The sequence below is a fragment of the Ihubacter sp. rT4E-8 genome, assembly GCF_049852125.1.
Classification (GTDB): domain Bacteria; phylum Bacillota; class Clostridia; order Peptostreptococcales; family Anaerovoracaceae; genus Senimuribacter.
Genome location: NZ_CP187532.1, coordinates 494,557 through 511,794, shown reverse-complemented (window position 1 = coordinate 511,794; position 17,238 = coordinate 494,557). Strand labels below are relative to the sequence as shown.

Annotated in this window: 13 protein-coding genes and 1 pseudogene; 4 read left to right on the top strand and 10 right to left on the bottom strand. The window is 47.3% G+C overall.

Annotated elements, in window-relative coordinates:
* Positions 1-57: 57 nt before the first annotated feature.
* From ACPW7J_RS02570 to ACPW7J_RS02555, 4 genes and pseudogenes are all read right to left on the bottom strand, one after another.
* Positions 58-1,341, bottom strand: a pseudogene (locus ACPW7J_RS02570) (MFS transporter).
* A gap of 156 nt (positions 1,342-1,497) precedes the next feature.
* Positions 1,498-2,205 (bottom strand): hypothetical protein, encoded by a 708-nt coding sequence (locus tag ACPW7J_RS02565; RefSeq protein WP_425756351.1) that lies wholly within the window; start codon positions 2,203-2,205, stop codon positions 1,498-1,500.
* Complete coding sequence (locus ACPW7J_RS02560) at positions 2,160-2,747, bottom strand: M20/M25/M40 family metallo-hydrolase (protein ID WP_425756349.1); 588 nt, start codon at positions 2,745-2,747, stop codon at positions 2,160-2,162. Before ACPW7J_RS02560 ends, ACPW7J_RS02565 begins: the two co-directional genes overlap by 46 nt.
* 22 nt (positions 2,748-2,769) lie before the next feature.
* Positions 2,770-4,683 carry a S9 family peptidase gene (locus ACPW7J_RS02555; RefSeq protein WP_425756347.1) on the bottom strand — a complete coding sequence of 638 codons (1,914 nt, stop codon included), beginning with the start codon at positions 4,681-4,683 and terminating at the stop codon, positions 2,770-2,772.
* Between the two features lie 205 nt (positions 4,684-4,888).
* Between ACPW7J_RS02555 and ACPW7J_RS02550 the strand changes: the two genes are divergently transcribed.
* A complete protein-coding gene (locus ACPW7J_RS02550) occupies positions 4,889-5,767 on the top strand; it encodes a MerR family transcriptional regulator (RefSeq protein WP_161873606.1) in 879 nt (292 codons plus the stop codon).
* A 656-nt stretch (positions 5,768-6,423) separates the two neighbouring features.
* On the opposite strand, the gene ACPW7J_RS02545 is transcribed toward ACPW7J_RS02550, so the two are convergent.
* Positions 6,424-7,437 carry an FAD:protein FMN transferase gene (locus ACPW7J_RS02545; protein WP_425756345.1) on the bottom strand — a complete coding sequence of 338 codons (1,014 nt, stop codon included), beginning with the start codon at positions 7,435-7,437 and terminating at the stop codon, positions 6,424-6,426.
* Positions 7,438-7,455: 18 nt separating this feature from the next.
* Between ACPW7J_RS02545 and ACPW7J_RS02540 the strand changes: the two genes are divergently transcribed.
* The 3 genes from ACPW7J_RS02540 to ACPW7J_RS02530 are packed head-to-tail and all read left to right on the top strand — an operon-like array spanning position 7,456 to position 10,085.
* Positions 7,456-7,830: a NusG domain II-containing protein gene (locus ACPW7J_RS02540; protein ID WP_425756343.1), complete on the top strand. Its 375-nt coding sequence runs from the start codon at positions 7,456-7,458 to the stop codon at positions 7,828-7,830.
* A complete protein-coding gene (locus ACPW7J_RS02535) occupies positions 7,814-8,344 on the top strand; it encodes a Gx transporter family protein (protein WP_425756341.1) in 531 nt (176 codons plus the stop codon). Before ACPW7J_RS02540 ends, ACPW7J_RS02535 begins: the two co-directional genes overlap by 17 nt.
* 19 nt (positions 8,345-8,363) lie before the next feature.
* Positions 8,364-10,085, top strand: coding sequence for an aminopeptidase P family protein (locus ACPW7J_RS02530; protein WP_425756339.1), 1,722 nt, complete (start codon positions 8,364-8,366; stop codon positions 10,083-10,085).
* An 83-nt stretch (positions 10,086-10,168) separates the two neighbouring features.
* Here the strand turns inward: ACPW7J_RS02530 and arcC are convergent, their stop codons facing one another.
* From arcC to ACPW7J_RS02505, 5 genes are all read right to left on the bottom strand, one after another.
* Positions 10,169-11,113 (bottom strand): carbamate kinase, encoded by a 945-nt coding sequence (gene arcC, locus ACPW7J_RS02525; RefSeq protein ID WP_425755358.1) that lies wholly within the window; start codon positions 11,111-11,113, stop codon positions 10,169-10,171.
* A 36-nt stretch (positions 11,114-11,149) separates the two neighbouring features.
* Positions 11,150-12,367 (bottom strand): arginine deiminase, encoded by a 1,218-nt coding sequence (gene arcA, locus ACPW7J_RS02520; protein WP_161874270.1) that lies wholly within the window; start codon positions 12,365-12,367, stop codon positions 11,150-11,152.
* A 177-nt stretch (positions 12,368-12,544) separates the two neighbouring features.
* On the bottom strand, positions 12,545-13,540 hold the full coding sequence (argF, locus tag ACPW7J_RS02515; RefSeq protein WP_161874271.1) for an ornithine carbamoyltransferase: 996 nt from the start codon (positions 13,538-13,540) through the stop codon (positions 12,545-12,547).
* Between the two features lie 294 nt (positions 13,541-13,834).
* A complete protein-coding gene (locus tag ACPW7J_RS02510) occupies positions 13,835-15,301 on the bottom strand; it encodes a PLP-dependent aminotransferase family protein (protein ID WP_425756336.1) in 1,467 nt (488 codons plus the stop codon).
* A gap of 3 nt (positions 15,302-15,304) precedes the next feature.
* The gene (locus ACPW7J_RS02505; RefSeq protein ID WP_425756334.1) at positions 15,305-16,435 is read right to left on the bottom strand and encodes a THUMP domain-containing class I SAM-dependent RNA methyltransferase; all 1,131 of its coding nucleotides are present in this window, start codon (positions 16,433-16,435) and stop codon (positions 15,305-15,307) included.
* Between the last annotated feature and the right edge of the window lie 803 nt (positions 16,436-17,238).

The window sequence follows — 17,238 nt, the reverse complement described above, 5'->3', positions numbered from 1 at the left end:
GCGCCGCCTTTCTCCGCCGTTTTTCCTATACGGTCAGAATACTACAGAATCTTCCGCTTAGCAAGCCTTCCCCGCTTCTTCCCGTTCCATCAGTTCCGCTCTGATCTGATCGCTCTTTTTACGGCTGATCGGGAAGAAAATAATCGGAAGCACGACCAATACCAGACCGACTGCCTGAATGATACCGCTCATGTTGGTAATCGCGTTGAGCGCGCTTTCCGGCTGCACATCAGCATTCTGCACGTAACCGGCAAGTCCCAGAAGCCAGCCTGCAACACCCTGTCCCACTGCTCTTGAAAATCTCTGAGAGAAAGACACGATGGAACTGATGAGCGCTGCCGCGTTGACACCTGTGGTCCACTGGGTAAAGTCAACACAATCCGGAACCAGCGCATACAGAGAATACTGGAAGAACTGCAATCCTACACGCTGCAGCAGAACCAGTGCGATGATTACATTAGTATCCAGTGATCCGCTAAAGAAGATGATATACAGCGGTTTCACAGCATTGAGCGCTGCTGCAATGACAATTACGGTTCTCTTATCTACCTTTGCCAGTACAAACGGCAGCAGGAAGGAGCAGATAATCGTAATCGGCAGTGTCACAGCCGCTGCCTTTGCCAGGACAGATACATCGTTCAAAATATACTTATAGAAATGCATTTCCACAACAGTGCCCAGGGTAAAAATTCCGTTGTTCAGCACCATAGCCAACGCCAGGAATAAAACCGGTCTGCTTTTCAGGACTTTTGCGATGGCTGCAAAGCTGAATTTCTCTTTCTTTACTTTTTCTTCACCGCCGGAAACTGCCACAGTCTACGGTTTATCCAGTTCTCTGACGCCCCACTGACAGAATAGCACGGCGCAGTAACCCATAGACATCGCGATGATGACAAATTTCCACCAGCCGCTTACACCGCCGCCCAGCATATCGATGGATTTGAAAATAATCATCGGAATGATATTGCCTACGCAAGCACCGGAAATGGCACGAGCCGCAACCAGAATATTCCGGCTGTTATAGTCCATCGTAATAGACGAAATCATCCCCTGCCAAGGCACGCAGACTGCAGAAAAGGACATGACGAACAGCAGCGTTGCCAATCCGTAGAAGATAACGCGTCCGGAATCACTGTCCACCAGCGCCGGGGTAAAACGCATCATCATAGTCAGCGCCATCACCAGCCCGCCGATGATCAGCCACGGCCGATATCTTCCTATCTTTGTGTTTGTCTGGTCGACAAGTCCGCCCACAATCGGGTCCATAAACGAACCGACAATGGTCGCTACTGCCAGAATAGATCCTGCCGCGCCAGCTTTTACGCCGGCAAAGTCAGTCATAAAGAACAGACCGAACTGGTCGCCGATACAGCTCATGGTTACAAAGACGCCGCCGAAAGTGTAGGCGATAATCTGTCCAATGCTCATTGAGCCACTTTTTTTACTCATTTTTTTCCTCCTTAAAAATGCAATATTGCGATCCATAAAACTTCTTTTCTATGGAAGAACAATCTCTTTTTCAGCCTTGCCGCCTCGCATACTGCTGGCTTCAAGGGAAAGTCTCGTACCTGCTGCCGCCTTGATTTTCCAGCTGAGCCGCTTTACCAAAGGCTTTTTCATGGTCATAAATTCTCCGAACAGATTTGCCGCGTGCACGCCGGACATGCCCGGCAAAAATCCAATGGGCTGCGCACCGCTTCCGGAAATAAATTCGATGCCGTCTCCTTTCAGGAACACCATATCTTCTTTCACTAGGCGGAGAGACTTCGCCATTTCTGTCATATTGGTCGGGAAATACCGTAAGTTCTGTACCTCCGCCGTAATTTCATAATAATCCTGTTCTGCGCCGCAAACCGTCACTTCTCCAAAGGCAATTCTCGGCAGCGTTTTAATCTGCCGCAGTGTAAAGCGGGTGCACCGCTCCATTTCCTCCTGCAGATAGTCAATAGGCGGATTCTGCATCAAATACTTGATATCGTAGCCGCCGATTTCTACCTCGCCAAGCTGCGGATGGTCGACTTTTGCCCACGGTTTAAACACGTCCGTTCCCATATGTTCATCAATCCAGGCAAGCTGCTGTTTCTCATAAGCAAGATGCAGTTCCGCAGGCTCCGACATAATCGGCCGCTGCCATTTACCCGGCAACCCCGCGCGAATATCTAAATCCCAGCATTCCACCGTGATTCCCGCAATGCCTCTGCCCAAATAGACAAAATCATCAAAAGCGCCGTAATCCTGTCTGCCTGTTTTGATGGTCTTTTTTTGCTTCTTCTAAGGTTCCCGGTACAGTCAGAAGTTCCAGCGCCGCCGCCTTCCTCTGCAGGACAGGCATAGTAACGAATCGTTCCGGAAATGCCTTCCGCTTCCATATACTGTTTTACCGCGCAGGCTGCCTCCATGCTGCCTGTACCGAGCAAATTGTGCCCGCAGGCATGACCGTTTCCACCGGGCGTCAGCGGTTTTGGTTCCGCCACATCTGCACACTGACTCTGGGCAGGCAGCGCGTCATTTTCTCCTAAAAAGGCGATCACCGGCGCGCCGCTTCCATATTCTGCGATAAAAGCCGTATCCATGCCGCAAACCGGCGTGGTAATCCGAAAGCCTTCCTGTTCCATCACCTCTCGCTGGAGTTTCGAGGACTGATACTCTGTAAAACAGGTCTCTGCAAAGCCCCAGACTGCGTCGCTGACAGCCTCAAAGCGTTCCCCATTCTGATCGATCCACGTCCATAATTTCTGTATATTCATCGTATTTCCTCGCATTTCTTCTTTATTGCAGATGACGATTCATCCAGTCCAGGATTTCATGCATTCTAGTCAGCCGGTTCTGCGGCTGTCCTTCTCTGGAAAGCCCATGGCTTTCGCCTTTGAACAAAATCACTTTGCTCTCTACGCCTTTGCGCTTGAGCACCGCATACATCTGCAGCGCCTGTTCCATCGGGCAGCGGTAGTCTCCCTCTGACTGGAGGAAGATCGTCGGCGTTACCGCATTGTGGGCGTATTTCAGCGGAGAAATATCCCAAAGATGTTCTGCATGGGTGTCTAAAAAGCCTCCGAACTGCAATCCGTTAGCATAATAGCCCATATCGCTGAGTCCATCCATGGATACCCAGTTTGAAATACTCCGCTGAGAAGACGCTGCCGCGAACCGGTCTGTGTGACCGATGATCCAGTTGACCATATAACCGCCGTAGCTGCCGCCGGCAACCCCCAGGCGTTTCTCATCGATGTCCGGCCACTTGGCAAGGCAATGATCTACAAATGCCATAAAGTTATCATAGTCCACATTGCCCATACCCAGGTTCAAATCCGCGAAAGCGTCTCCTCTGCCGGCGCTTCCTCTCGGATTACAGAACAGAACGAAATATCCTGCATTTGCCCAAACCTGCATTTCGTGGTTAAACTCCGCGCCCCAGGTGCCTCTCGGTCCGCCGTGGATGTTTAAAATCGCCGGATACTTTTTGCCCGGTTCATAGCCTGCCGGCGGCATGACCCAGCCGCGGATTTCCACATCGTCCGCATCCGTAAAGGAAATCGGAATTCGCTCCGCAATGTGATACTGTTCCAAGACCGCATCATTAAGGCGGGTCAGTTCCCGTTCGGCGCCGTCCTGTTCCAGCACATACAGTTCGCCGAGACGATCGCCTCTGTAGCCATAGAAAACCAGTCCGTGATCATTGATGTCGAAGAAATTAGTGACGCCATCCATGGTCAGCGCCGGGGACAGATTGCCGTCTCTGTCAATGGATCTGATATAGCTGTATTCTCCGTCTACCGTTACAAAATACAGTTTGCCATCATGCGCTTTGTTTGGCTGTCCCAGCCCCAGCATAACGTCGCCGACAATACAGCAGAATTCAGACTTTTTATCGTAATCACTGATTTTCGTGCAAGCGCCGTCCTTCAGATCAACTCGATAGAAGAATCCTTCAGAATAAGCGGAGTCTTCTTTTTTCGCGCCTCTGATGATTGCCGTATCTTTATCCAACAGATTTGCGTGGAAGATATCGAAAATGCCCGGCTGTACAACACAGCTGGTCTGCCCTGTTTTTACATCATAGATGTAAACGCCTTTTCTGAATTCAACGCAGTCCGTATATTCATTACCGATATAGAGCAGCGTGCCGTCCTGATAATCCGTGCCCATGACCTGAAAATGCCGCGGCGTAATTAGTTCCGCCTCGTCCCTTTCCGGATTGACCAGATACAGCGCGTTTCTCTTTCCGCAGGTAAATCCTCTGCCGTCGCTCCAATAAGGCAGCTCCCGGATTTCCGTATAGCGAGGATTTTTCTCCTGCAGTATCACCTGACCCGGTATAATCCACCTTCCATCCTCTGTGAAAGTAGGCAAACCACCCATGGTAGAGATCGTCTGCGCGCAGCTTTCCGCGCCGGTTGCCGGGTCGATGGTAAAGTACGCCATCTTCGGTGCATCCTTCTCCCCTGCCGGCTGGCTGTACATCAAAGTCCCATCCGGCGTCCATATAAAATGCTTGATGTCCTTTTCCGACATCTGCCGTGGCGTCCCTCCCTTTGTGTCGATGACATAAAGTTTTCCTATGTAGCAATTGTTTTCCATATCCATGGTCTGTGCCACGAAAGCAGTATACTGACCGTCCGGTGAAAGCAGCGGACTGGAAATAAACTGATATTCCGTAAAAGTCTCTGGGATAAGCTTTTTCAAATTCTTACTTCCTTTCTTTTCATTTTTTCTAATCATTCTTGCCTTTGTCGTCTTTATGGTGTATCCTAAACTATGGAGTCGACCCATAGTCAAGAAGAATTTTATAAATTCATTAAATTTTTTTATTGATGGAGGTTAAAGCGGCAGATTCGCCGCGGGCAAGAATCACAAACAAGATACCATCACCACACAAAGGAGACATGCTTTGAAAGATACGAAATCCGACTTAGTCCTACTGTCTACCGGACAGTTCGCTGCCCTTTGCGGCATCAAAAAAGACACCCTGTTTCATTACGACCGCATCGGGATTCTGAAACCCTACTGCGTCACGGAAAACGGCTACAGATACTACACCACTGTTGAACTGAACCGCTTTCATTCTATTACAGTACTGCAGGACGCCGGCCTTTCTCTGGAAGAAATCAAGACGTTTTTGACGCGGGAAGACCCCTATTCTTTGATGCCATTGTTCAGCCAGATGCAGCAGGTACTTCGCGAAAAAGCACATAAATATGCGCGGCTTGCCGCCCAGGTAGAAAATACGCTGGCAGAAATGGAACATGCCAAAGCCCTGCCGTTTTTCGCACCCCGCATCGAAAAAATGGCAGCCTGCAAATTGGCTGCCATCAGAACTAACGATAATAGACTGTCCGACGCCGCAAGAACGGAAATCATCGGTCAGTATTATCGTTATTGTATGAATAACGAAAGCCGCGCGGATTTTTTTCGCGGCGGCATCATTTTAAAAGAACATATTGCAGCCCCCGTTACCGGCGGCGATTATTTTGATTATCTGTGCATCAGACTGGATCCGAAATTAGAATATGACCATACGCATGCGCTTTCTCAGGACTTTTATCGAGAAAAAATACAAATTGAAAAGCCGGCGGCGACCTACGCCTGCATCAATTGTCCCGGCGGCTTGGACAAAACCCTGCTGGCAATTAGAACCCTGCAGGAGTACATCAAAGAGCAAGGACTCTCCATCGCCGGCAACTGCTATGAATTTGAAATCACCGGCACCTTTGCCGTCGAAAACGAAGCAAGCTGCATCAAGCAGATTGAAATTCAGGTTATTCCATGACAAATTTACACGCCATATCTCATCCTAAATACAAGTAAAAAACAAGTTCCGCAAAAGATGCCTTGATCAGCGCTTTAACTGAGCTATTACACAAAAAACCTTTCCAAAAAACTCTGTCGCAGACGCTCTGTCATGGTAACTATTGCAGCAATTTCATTGCTTTCATGTTTAACTATATATTACGGCATCAACATACTATTTGTTCATGATATCAAAAAATGTGTTTAGAAGATTTTGTTTTAATTTTTTTGCATATGTATTCATATATTGCACTTCCTCATCTAAAGGCGGCGCCTCATATGATCTAAAATTTATCAAGTACTTTTTTCCAGCATTGCAGATATGATTGCACTGTAGCAGCAGTAATGCAATAGCAAATCCGCCCTTTTTTGTCTAGAAATCAGAATAAAGGGGCGGATTTGAACGCTGCACAAGAGGATCGCCAGAAACTCGCCGGAATTTCACCCGATCACTCCCGATTTAGAACGCACAAAAATTCCATTCAAAGTCTCGCGAACCATGTGCTGCTGCCCCTTCAATTCATTTTCAATTAAAATAGAAAAACTCACCCAAATCACCTCCAGTTCTATTGTTACATATTCCCGAACGAATTCCAGGCAAGTTTTTCCTACTTTTTACATTTTTTACTATTCAAATTATTTCTCTACAAAACCATCAAACCCGGAAGTCTTTGTTATGACGCCATCCTGATCCACAAACAGGGCCTCCACGCCGTCGATGCCCTCTATAAAGTCCAACCCATCTGCAATCCCTAGCGTCAGGCAGATGGTAGACATAGCATCACAATCAGCAGACATGCCTTTTACGCCTACCAGCGTGACGCTGACCACATCGTTTTCCACCGGCCAGCCGGTCTTTACGTCCAGAATATGGTGATAATACGTTCCGTCCGCTTCAAATCCCCGCTCATAAATACCGGAGGTTACCACCGTCGCATCCGTTGCCGCCACCGACCCGATGATCTCCCCCTGCTCCGTAAACGGCTTTTCAATGCCAATCTGAAACGGCTCGCCGTCTTTATCCCCAATGGCTATGATATTGCCGCCAAAATTGACAATGGCACTGGTGACGCCAAGATCTTCAAGATGCTCCGCCGCGCGGTCAGCCACGTAACCTTTTCCGATGCCGCCCAGGGTAATTTCCGCGCCGGGATTTTCCAGAGTCACCACATCACCGTCAATCTTCACCGCCCGGTAATCGACCCCGACCAGCGCCTCCTTTACCGCCTCAGCAGAAGGCACTTTCGGGCTTTCATCATGAAAATCCCACAAGGCAGCAGCCTTTCCAAGGGTAATATCAAATGCGCCGCCGGAAAGTTCCCCATAGTGCAGCGCTTTTTTAAGCAGCGAAACCGTCCGCGGATCACAGGTGCAAGCCTTTCCGCCTGCATGGTTCAGCTTATAAATGTCGCTTTCCGATCTGGTCGCGCTGATGAGCGACTCGTACTCCGCACAGAGCGCAAAGGCAGAATCAATGGCAGACTCGGCATTTTCCTCTCCCATACCATCCATATCGTAAATCGTAATCTGACAAATCGTGTCCATGTAATAACTTGTTTTTGATACCGGCTTTTCTGTACAGCCCGTCTGTGTTATAATGATAGAGGTTGTCATTATAACGACAATCATAGTCAATAAAATTTTTTTCATACAAATACCTCAGGAGTCATGATGTTTAAAATCATAAAAAAAGCAGATATAGCGCTCTTTGCGGTTCTGGTCGTGGTTGGACTTGCCCTTTCCGCGTGGTCCTTTGCCGCCGGCGGCGCTGGTCAGAAAGCCGTGGTCACGGTCAACGGTCAGCACTACGGCACTTACAGCCTGCACGAAAACCAGACTATAGAAATCGAGCAAAACCATCATCTTAATAAGATTACCATAAAAGACGGCGCGGTGCAAATGACTTATTCTGACTGCCACAATCAGGTGTGCGTCAAAGACGGCAAAGTCACCATGGCAAACCAGAGCATCGTCTGTCTGCCAAATAAAGTCATGGTTGAAATCATCGGCGGAGAGGGGGAAATCGATGCAGTCTCAAACTAACATCAGCAAAACCTCCCGCAGAACTAAGGCGCTGGCTCTTTCCGCCATGTTCGCCTGTCTGGCGCTGATTTTTTCCTATGTAGAAGCGATGATTCCTTTCAACATCGGCATCCCCGGCGTCAAACTGGGACTTGCCAATCTGGTCGTCGTCATCGCTTTATACGAAATGAATTTTCGTTATGCCTTTGTCATCAATGTCATTCGAATTCTCATCGCGGGACTTTTATTCAGCGGTGTGTTCGGCGCCCTTTACTCGCTGGCAGGCGGCGTTCTGTCCCTGCTCGTCATGTGGCTCTTAAAAAAGACCGATCTGTTCAGCATGGTCGGCGTCAGCATGGCAGGCGGCGTCGCGCACAACATGGGGCAGCTTTTGGTTGCCGCCGCCATCGTATCCAACTTGCGCATGTTCCTGTATTTTCCGATTTTGATGTTCAGCGGCATCGCAAGCGGTATTCTCATGGGCGTCACTGCCTATATCATCGACCGTAAAATACCAAAAAGTATCTTTAGATAGAAAGAGGGGAAATTTTATCATGAAACAACAACTGATTGACCTGCGGGCGCGTATGCAGCAGGCGGGTGTAAACGCCTACATCATTCCAACCACCGACTTTCACGGCTCCGAGTATGTCAACGATTACTTTAAATGCCGTAAATTCATCTCCGGTTTTACCGGCTCTGCCGGCACGCTGGTGGTAACCGCTGACGAAGCATGGCTATGGACCGACGGCAGATATTTTCTGCAGGCGCAGGACCAGCTTTCGGGCAGCGGCATCGGTCTGATGAAGATGGGCGAACCTGGAGTGCCCACCATCGAGGATTACTTAAAAGATACCTTAGCGAAAGACGCTGTCATCGGCTTTGACGGCAGAGTTTGCGACTACGCTTTTGGCTGCAGACTGGAGGAAATCGCAAAAGTCCGCTATGAACTGGACCTGGCTGGGGATATCTGGGCAGATCGCCCTGCCATCAAGCCATCCAAAATCTACGGTTTGCCGCTATCGGTTACCGGCGAAACTGCTGCATCCAAACTATCCAGAGTCCGCAGCTATATGGCGGACAAGGGCGCGGACTATCACCTGATTACAAAGTTAGAAGAAATCGCCTGGCTGTTCAATGTTCGGGGCGCAGACGTCGCCAACACGCCGGTCTTCTTCAGCTTTGCCCTCATTGAAAAAGAACATGCTTATCTATATATCATGGACGAAACATTCTGTGAGGAAGATGTGCGTCCGTATTTCCAGATTTTTGAAGATGTCAAAACCTTGCCAGAAGGTACCATGCTGCTAGACGAAAGTATCGTCAGCTATGCGCTTGTCCGCTCCCTGCCAGAAAGTGTCCGCATCATCAATGAGGAAAATCCTGTCGCGTTAATGAAAGCGCTGAAAAACGACGACGAAATCAACAGCACCAAAAATGCCCATCTAAAAGATGGCGCAGCTATGGTAAATTTCATCTACTGGCTAAAACAAACCGTCGGCAAAGAGGAAATTACAGAAATTTCCGCTGCCGACTATCTGGAACAGTGCCGCAGAGCGCAGGACGGCTGCTATGACCTCAGCTTCACGACCATCTCTGGCTATATGTCTAACGGCGCTATCGTGCACTATGAAGCAACGCCGGAAACAAACAAAACCCTCAAACCCGAAGGCTTCCTTCTGGTAGACTCCGGCGGTCAGTATGCAGACGGTACCACCGATATCACCAGAACCATCGCCCTGGGGCCGCTTTCAGAGAAGATGAAAGAACACTACACGACAGTGCTCCGCTGTCACATCCACCTTGCCATGGCAAAATTCCCTGCAGGCACCACCGGCGGCGAATTAGACACTTTGACAAGAAAACCGTTGCAGGCACTTGGTCTTGATTACAACCACGGTACCGGTCACGGCGTAGGGCACCTGCTCAGCGTTCACGAAGGACCGCAGACCATCAGCAAAAAGCCAGGACATGATGCACCGTTCTATGCAGGTATGGTTACCAGCAACGAACCGGGCGTCTATCTGGAAGGCGAATACGGCATCCGTTTAGAAAACGAGATTCTCAGCGTGGATCTGCCGAGCGGTCAGATCGGTTTTGAAACCATCACCTTCTGCCCATTTGATAGAGAGGCAATTCTGCCGGAACTGCTCACAGCCGAAGAACTGACATGGCTCAACGAATATCATAAAGAAGTCTACACGAAAATCGCGCCGCGGGTTAGCGAGGATACCGCGGCATGGCTTGCAGAAGAAACCGCAGAAATTACCCTATAAAGCTTTAAATTCTTTGATCACGATACGTCAAAGGCCCTGCACCGGATTTCCGGTCAGGGCCTTTTCGTCACTATATCTTATCTTTATGCAAAGGTGATTACTGTTCCAGTCTTACCCTCTAATGCTTCAATCGCTTTGTCAAGAGATGTGATAATCGCTTTCTTGTTCGGATATGCTCTCACGAACTTCATCGCTGCTTCTACCTTCGGCAGCATGCTGCCCGGTGCGAACTGTCCTTCTTCGATGTACTTCACCGCGTCTTCCAGATTCAGATTGTCCAGGTTCTTCTGATCCGGCTTGTTGAAGTTGATCGCAACCTTCTCTACCTCGGTCAGAATCATCAAAACGTCTGCTTCTACCTGTTCTGCCAAAAGCTCTGCCGCGAAGTCCTTATCGATAACTGCCGCAACGCCTTCCATGGAACCGTCTGCATTCTCTACTACAGGAATTCCGCCGCCTCCGCAGGAAATCACAATAGAGGAATCCCACAGTCTTCTTACCGCGTCAATTTCTACGATCTTTCTAGGCAGCGGTGATGCTACCACGCGTCTCCATCCTCTGCCCGCGTCTTCCTTCATTGTATAGCCTTTCTCTGCTTCCAATGCCTTTGCTTCAGCTTCCTGATAGAAAGGTCCGATCGGCTTCGTCGGATTCTGGAACGCTTTGTCGCTCTTTTCTACGATCATCTGGGTCGCTACGGTCAGAACCGGAATGTTTCTTCCCTTCTTGCTCAGCGCATACTTCAATGCCTGCTGCAGGTGATATCCGATATAACCCTGGGACATCGCGCCGCATACGTCGAACGGCATAGCCGGCGTGACGTCCTTTGCTGTTTCCGACGCTAAGAGAATTCTTCCTACCTGCGGTCCGTTTCCGTGTACTAATCCGATTTCATAGCCTTTGCAGCTGATGTCTGCTATATATTCGCATGTCTTTTTTACTACTGCGAGCTGTGCTTCCGCAGTCGCTTCACTTTTTCCTGACTGCAGCGCGTTTCCGCCTAAGGCGATTACTATTTTTTCTGCCATTTCTGTCTTTCTCCTAATAATCAAATTTCTTGTTTTTTACAGATCATCTCTGTTGACAGGGCAAGACATACATCTTGGGCCCCCTCTGCCTCTGGACAATTCCGCACTTGGAATAGTGAGAACTTTAACGCCTCTCTTGTCGAGCAAATCGTTTGTTACATAGTTTCTTTCATAAGTAACAACCGTACCTGGCGCAATGCAGAGTGTATTGGAACCATCGTTCCACTGTTCTCTCTGAGCAGCCATCAAATCGTTGCCACCGCAGCGAATCAGATCTACTGCCGGTAAATTCAGAACCTGTTTCAAAATATGATCCAGGGAGTCTGTGATGGATTTAAAGTTTGCTTTTCCATCCTTACCTAAAGTAATCTCAAACAGCTGCAGAGGACCTTCTATTTCTGGATGAATAGTAAACTTATCATAATCAACCATTGTAAATACGGTATCCAGATGCATAAATGCTCTTCTCTTAGGAATATCAAATACCAATACTCTTTTGAAAGTAGACTTGTTCAGCATATTTTCCGCAAATCTTTCGATTGCCGGCGCGGTGGTTCTTTCACTAAGACCAATTGCAACAGTCTCTGAATTGAGAACCAAAACATCTCCGCCTTCGATGGAATACTCATGATCATAATCATACCAGATCTGAGAGCCTTCCGGCGCAAAATCCTTATTATGCAGGAACATGTATTTCAGAAGTAAAGCTTCTCTTCTTCTAGTCGCCGTGCTCATATGGTGAATATTAATTCCGTTTCCAACACATGCACCAGGGTCTCTGGTAAAATACAGGTTTGGCATCGGATCCATATAGAACGGATATGAAGAAGAAATGAAATCTGCCAGAGATTTAGACTGTACCTCAATTTCATCTCTCTTAACTCCTGCAATGAGCTTAGCTACCATAGCTTTTTCGTCCATTTTGATCAGGTAATCATAGATCGCTTCCCTGACGCCCTGGGAGTTAAGATGACTTTCATCTAAGAACTTATTCAAAAACTCTGCTTTAATTGCAGGATCCTTCAATGCTTTCGCAGTCTCGTCTACGTAATAAATAACTTCTACGCCGTTCTCTCTGAGAACTTCAGCGAATCTGTCATGCTCCTGCTGCGCAACCTTCAGGAAAGGAATGTCGTCAAACAACAGTCTTTCAAAGTTATCAGGAACCAGACCTTCTACCTCCTCGCCAATACGGTGAAGAAGCACTTTATTTAATTTACCTATTTCAGAATAATTATGAATTCCAGGATACATAACTGATCTCCTTTTCTTTTTTGTACGGCCTGAAGCCCCGTACAGGCTGCGGAAAACTCCGCTTTACAAATTTTCTTTGATTAAAAAGCTGCCGCCGGCTTCCGCCGAAGCGGCAGCATAAATTAATCATCTTGGTAAGCTTTCGCACTCTAAATCAGAGCGGAAAAAGAACAAGCGCTAGCCGATAGTTGCAACAATAACAGCCTTAATCGTATGCATTCTGTTTTCTGCTTCGTCAAATACAACGGAGTTTCTGCTTCTGAATACTTCATCGGTGACTTCGCGAATGTCATAACCAGCTTCCATCTGGGTCTTTGCCATTTTTGTTTCAAAGTCGTGGAAGGAAGGCAGGCAGTGCATGAACAGACAATCAGGATTTTCTGTTGCAGCCATTAATTCTTCCGTTACCTTGAACGGTGTCAAAAGTCTAACTCTTTCAGGAATCTCTGCTTCTTCACCCATAGATGCCCATACGTCAGCATAGATAACGTCTGCGCCCTTCAAGCAAGCCGGATCAGAAGAAATTTCAATAGTAGCGCCGGTTTCCTTTGCAACTTCCTGTACCTTCGCGATAACATCCTGCTTTAATTCAGCTTTGAGCTCGTCCGGACCGTAAGCAACATAATGCATACCCATCTTCGCACAGCCGTACATCCAAGCGTAGGACATGTTGTTTCTGATGTCGCCGCTGAATACAACCTTAACTCTGTTCAGAGGTTTAGCACAGTGTTCTTCGATAGTCAGAAGGTCAGCCAGAATCTGAGTTGGGTGATCAACGTCAGTCAGACCATTCCATACAGGCACGCCTGCGTATTTTGCAAGACCTTCTACAACTTCCTGATCAAAACCTCTGTATTCAATACCATCATAGAATCTGCCTAATACTTTTGCAGTATCTTCCATGGTTTCCTTCTTGCCCATCTGGGAAGAACCGGAATCCAAGAATGTAACGCCAGCGCCTTCGTCCATTGCTGCAACTTCAAATGCGCATCTGGTTCTTGTGGAAGTCTTTTCAAACAGCAGAACAATGTTCTTGCCTTTCAATACCTGATTACAGATACCTGCTCTTTTCTTTGCCTTTAAATCATGCGCCAAGTCGAGCATATATCTGATTTCTTCTGGTGTGAAATCCATAAGTGTTAAAAAACTTCTTCCTTTTAAGTTTACTGCCATTGGTGTAATCTCCTTTTCATTTTGTTAAAATCGTTCGTTTAGATAGTTTAACTCTCTTTATTGAAATGATACTATATTTGTCAAAAAATTAAAGTACCAGAACTTTCTTTTTTGAGAGTACCAGTATATTCCAAAAGAAGTCAAAATCATCCAACCATGACACATCGTATAAAAGCTTGCTTTCTCGCTCTGAAACATGCGGCATTAGCTGATCCGGCCCCTTCGGATTAGACTAATGACAAAAACGAGAAAATGGACAAAGTTCAATTCCTGTCCATTTTATCCGCAGATATATTAATTGCGCCCGCTGGCAAGCTCGGTAATAATCTCTATCATATTTTCCATGCCGAGCCGGATACGCGCTTTCGTCTCAAAGGAGTAATTGAGACGAATATGATCTCTTCCCCCATTTTTATTAGGGAAGAAAATATCCCCAGGCACAACAGAAATCCCTCGCTGCATGCACATCGCCGCGACCTCTTTTCCATCTACGCCAGCAGGTAATCGACACCATACGTATACGCCGCCTCTCGGCTTCTGATATGAAAGTCCCAGTGGTACCAATCTGTCAAGATACTCACACATTAAATCCCGTCTTTCCCGGTTAAGGCCGGTAATGCGCCTCGCATTTTCATAAAACTTGCCGCTGGTAATATATTTAGCAAGAAGCTTCTGGGTAATCCAGTCCAAAGTCATCATGCGAATTGACACCAGATAGCTGAGACTTTTAATCAGCTTTTCCGGCGCTACGACAAAAGCCATGGAAAGCCCCGGAACAAAGGTCAGAGAAAAAGAGTATATGTAAATTACATTGTCGCTCCTATCCATCGCCTTCAGCGTAGGCAGCGTAACGTCCTCAAAGGAAAGCTCCGAAGCGGCGTCCTCCTCCACAATAGGCAGCCTGTACCGGTTAGATATCTCCAGCAGCTTTTTTCTTCTTTCAACGGATAAAATGTTTCCCGTCGGATCATGATAACTGGAATTCACGTAAATAAATTTCGGTCTATGACTTTCGATAAGCGCCTCCAGATGATCGCACACCATGCCGTCCTCATCCACCGGCACCGTAACTGCTTTGCAACCGGCAAGACGAATAACTCTATACACATCCGGAGACACCGGCTCCTCGATGATGACCTTGTCTCCCTCTTTCAACAGTGTTGTTACGATAAAATCCAGCGCCTGATTGGTTTCAGACAGAATCTGCACCTGATTGAGACCTGCTTTAATTCCCTTCGTTCTGAGATAGGAAATCACCCTCTGACGCAGTTCCAGATCCCCCTGATACGGCGTCAAAAAAGACGGCTTGCCGCCCTGCTCATTGAGAATCGCCACAAAATCAGCCGCCAGATTAGCTTCCTCATAAACAGCCGGCGGCAATCCTGTAGAAAAAGAAATATTGTTCGCGTCAGCAGACCGCTGAAAAATATCGTCAAACGTCCGCTCCATATCCTGATATTCATCTTTGATCATGGCGCTCCAGTTTACACGTTTGCGCACGTCCGGCTCATAAAAATCACTGCTCTCATAGGACACCTGATAACCCACGCCACGCACAGACTCCACCAGTTCTTCATCCTTCAAAGCAGCATAGGCTTTGATGATGGTGTTTCTGTGTACGCCCAGCATCTGCGCAAAAGCCCGTTCTGAAGGCAGTACAGAACCGTCCGGCAGCTGCCCGCTGATGATCTTTTCTTTGATTTGATCAGCAATCTGCCAATAAATTGGCGTCCGGCGCTCTTTATCTACGATAATCTGCATCAGCTAGAACTCCTTTTTTCCATGAAATTGGTAATAACAGACTTCCAGTCGTCCATTGTATAATTTCCGACGCCTATCTGCAGGCCTGCCAAATGTCTTTGCCTCCGCGTCCTTGTCGGTTGTAATCATAAACAACGACCAGGTCGGATTTTCTCTGAAAAACTCGTTATACTTGCGATAGATATTCTCAATTTGCTGCTTTTCGCCAATTCTCTCGCCATATGGTGGATTAGTGATGATAATACCGCCCGATTCTCTGGCTTCCATCCTCTGCATATTCATGCGTTTAAAAATGATGCAGTCGTCCACGCCCGCCTCAATAGCGTTTTCCTTTGCCGCTTCGATGGCTTTTGAATCTACATCGAAGGCCATAATTTTCAATTCCGCATCATAGTTAACCGATTCAAAGGCCTTCTTCCGTTCTTCCTTCCAAAATTCCTTCGGTATCAGTTCCCAGCCCTCCGAAGCAAAGCTTCTGTTCAGACCCGGCGCGATATTTCTGCCGAGCATCGCTGCCTCGATGGGAATCGTGCCGCTGCCACAGCAAGGATCAATCAGCAATCTTCCCGCACGCCAAAAGGACAGCTGCACCATAGCCGCCGCCAGGGTTTCTTTGATTGGCGCCGCCACATCGCAGACTCGATAACCTCGCTTGTGTAGTCCCTTTCCGCTAGTGTCTACTGTCAGCGTCACGTTGTCCTTCAAAATCGTTACTTTGATAGTGTATTCCGCCCCTGTTTCCTCAAAGCGTTCCACACAATAATACTCCCACAGCCGCTCCACAACCGCTTTTTTCACGATGCTCTGACAGGCAGGCACGCTGTGCAGTTTTGATTTGACGGAAGTTCCTGTTACAGTGAACTTGCCGTCCATAGGTATCAGCTCCTCCCAGGCAAGACCCCGTGTCTGCTGAAACAATTCCTCAAATTCCACTGCTTCAAATTCCGCCATTTTGAGCAGCACCCGATCCGCGCTGCGAAGCCACAAATTGCTCCTGACGATGGCTCGCTCATCGCCCAGATAGGTGATCTTCCCGTCCTCAGATTTAATAATTTTGTAGCCAAGCTCCTGTATTTCCCGCTTTACCACCGCTTCCAGCCCAAAGGTCGCAGTCGCGATCAGTTCTAATTTCATTTTTTATGCATACTCCCGTTCTATTCTCTAAATTTCACTACTTTTATGATACCCGGTTTTTGAGGTCGTGTAAAGGGATTCTTATATGGTAAGCACCGCAAATGCACGAAAAACAGAACTTTGCACCGTGAGCTGCCTACGATAGATAGGATAGATATGAGGCGCGCAGGTATTTGCTTGTTTTTGGAGGTAAATTGCGTGCAGCCACTAAAAAACGCAGCTTTTTGCCTACTTTTTTCAGGATGTTGCGCGAACAAAGAAATTATGCAGGATTTTTTGTTATTTTTTGATTAAATATGGCAAAAAACAACAAAATCCGGGATATAATTGAACAAGTCGCGCAATAAACAATAAAAAGATCTCAAAAACCTGCGTCTTTTCATGGACTAACGCAACATACAACAAAAAGATGATGAAAAGCTGCGCGTTGGCTTCTATAATCTTATTCTGAGATTCGAGTGCGGCGATAGGGTTTCTTTCAGATATGTTTTTATGGGTAAGGCGTTACATCAAGTGTAACTCTACATCACTGTGAAACACAGTTTCTGACACAAGAATTCTTAAATTTGGGTAGTGTGTCATTTTTTTGGTCTTAGAGAAAAAATTACGTATAGCAACCGCAATGAGAGATTATCACTTTACATAAAAAGGAATGTGTCATTTTCGCAAAACCACGAATTTCAATATTGACACATTCCCTGTGATTTATCCGATAAAGTGTCAAAAAGACACTCGCCATGAAGCGCTAACACACCAATTCACGGTATTTCTAATCCTTGCTTCGCAAATCGGGACAACTCTAT

Coding starts and splice junctions, on each gene's coding strand:
- ACPW7J_RS02530 (WP_425756339.1), top strand. CDS start 8,364: ATGAAACAACAACTGATTGACCTGCGGGCGCGTATGCAGCAGGCGGGT.
- ACPW7J_RS02545 (WP_425756345.1), bottom strand. CDS start 7,437: ATGAAAAAAATTTTATTGACTATGATTGTCGTTATAATGACAACCTCT.
- ACPW7J_RS02560 (WP_425756349.1), bottom strand. CDS start 2,747: ATGAATATACAGAAATTATGGACGTGGATCGATCAGAATGGGGAACGC.
- ACPW7J_RS02535 (WP_425756341.1), top strand. CDS start 7,814: ATGCAGTCTCAAACTAACATCAGCAAAACCTCCCGCAGAACTAAGGCG.
- ACPW7J_RS02510 (WP_425756336.1), bottom strand. CDS start 15,301: ATGCAGATTATCGTAGATAAAGAGCGCCGGACGCCAATTTATTGGCAG.
- arcA (WP_161874270.1), bottom strand. CDS start 12,367: ATGTATCCTGGAATTCATAATTATTCTGAAATAGGTAAATTAAATAAA.
- argF (WP_161874271.1), bottom strand. CDS start 13,540: ATGGCAGTAAACTTAAAAGGAAGAAGTTTTTTAACACTTATGGATTTC.
- arcC (WP_425755358.1), bottom strand. CDS start 11,113: ATGGCAGAAAAAATAGTAATCGCCTTAGGCGGAAACGCGCTGCAGTCA.
- ACPW7J_RS02505 (WP_425756334.1), bottom strand. CDS start 16,435: ATGAAATTAGAACTGATCGCGACTGCGACCTTTGGGCTGGAAGCGGTG.
- ACPW7J_RS02540 (WP_425756343.1), top strand. CDS start 7,456: ATGATGTTTAAAATCATAAAAAAAGCAGATATAGCGCTCTTTGCGGTT.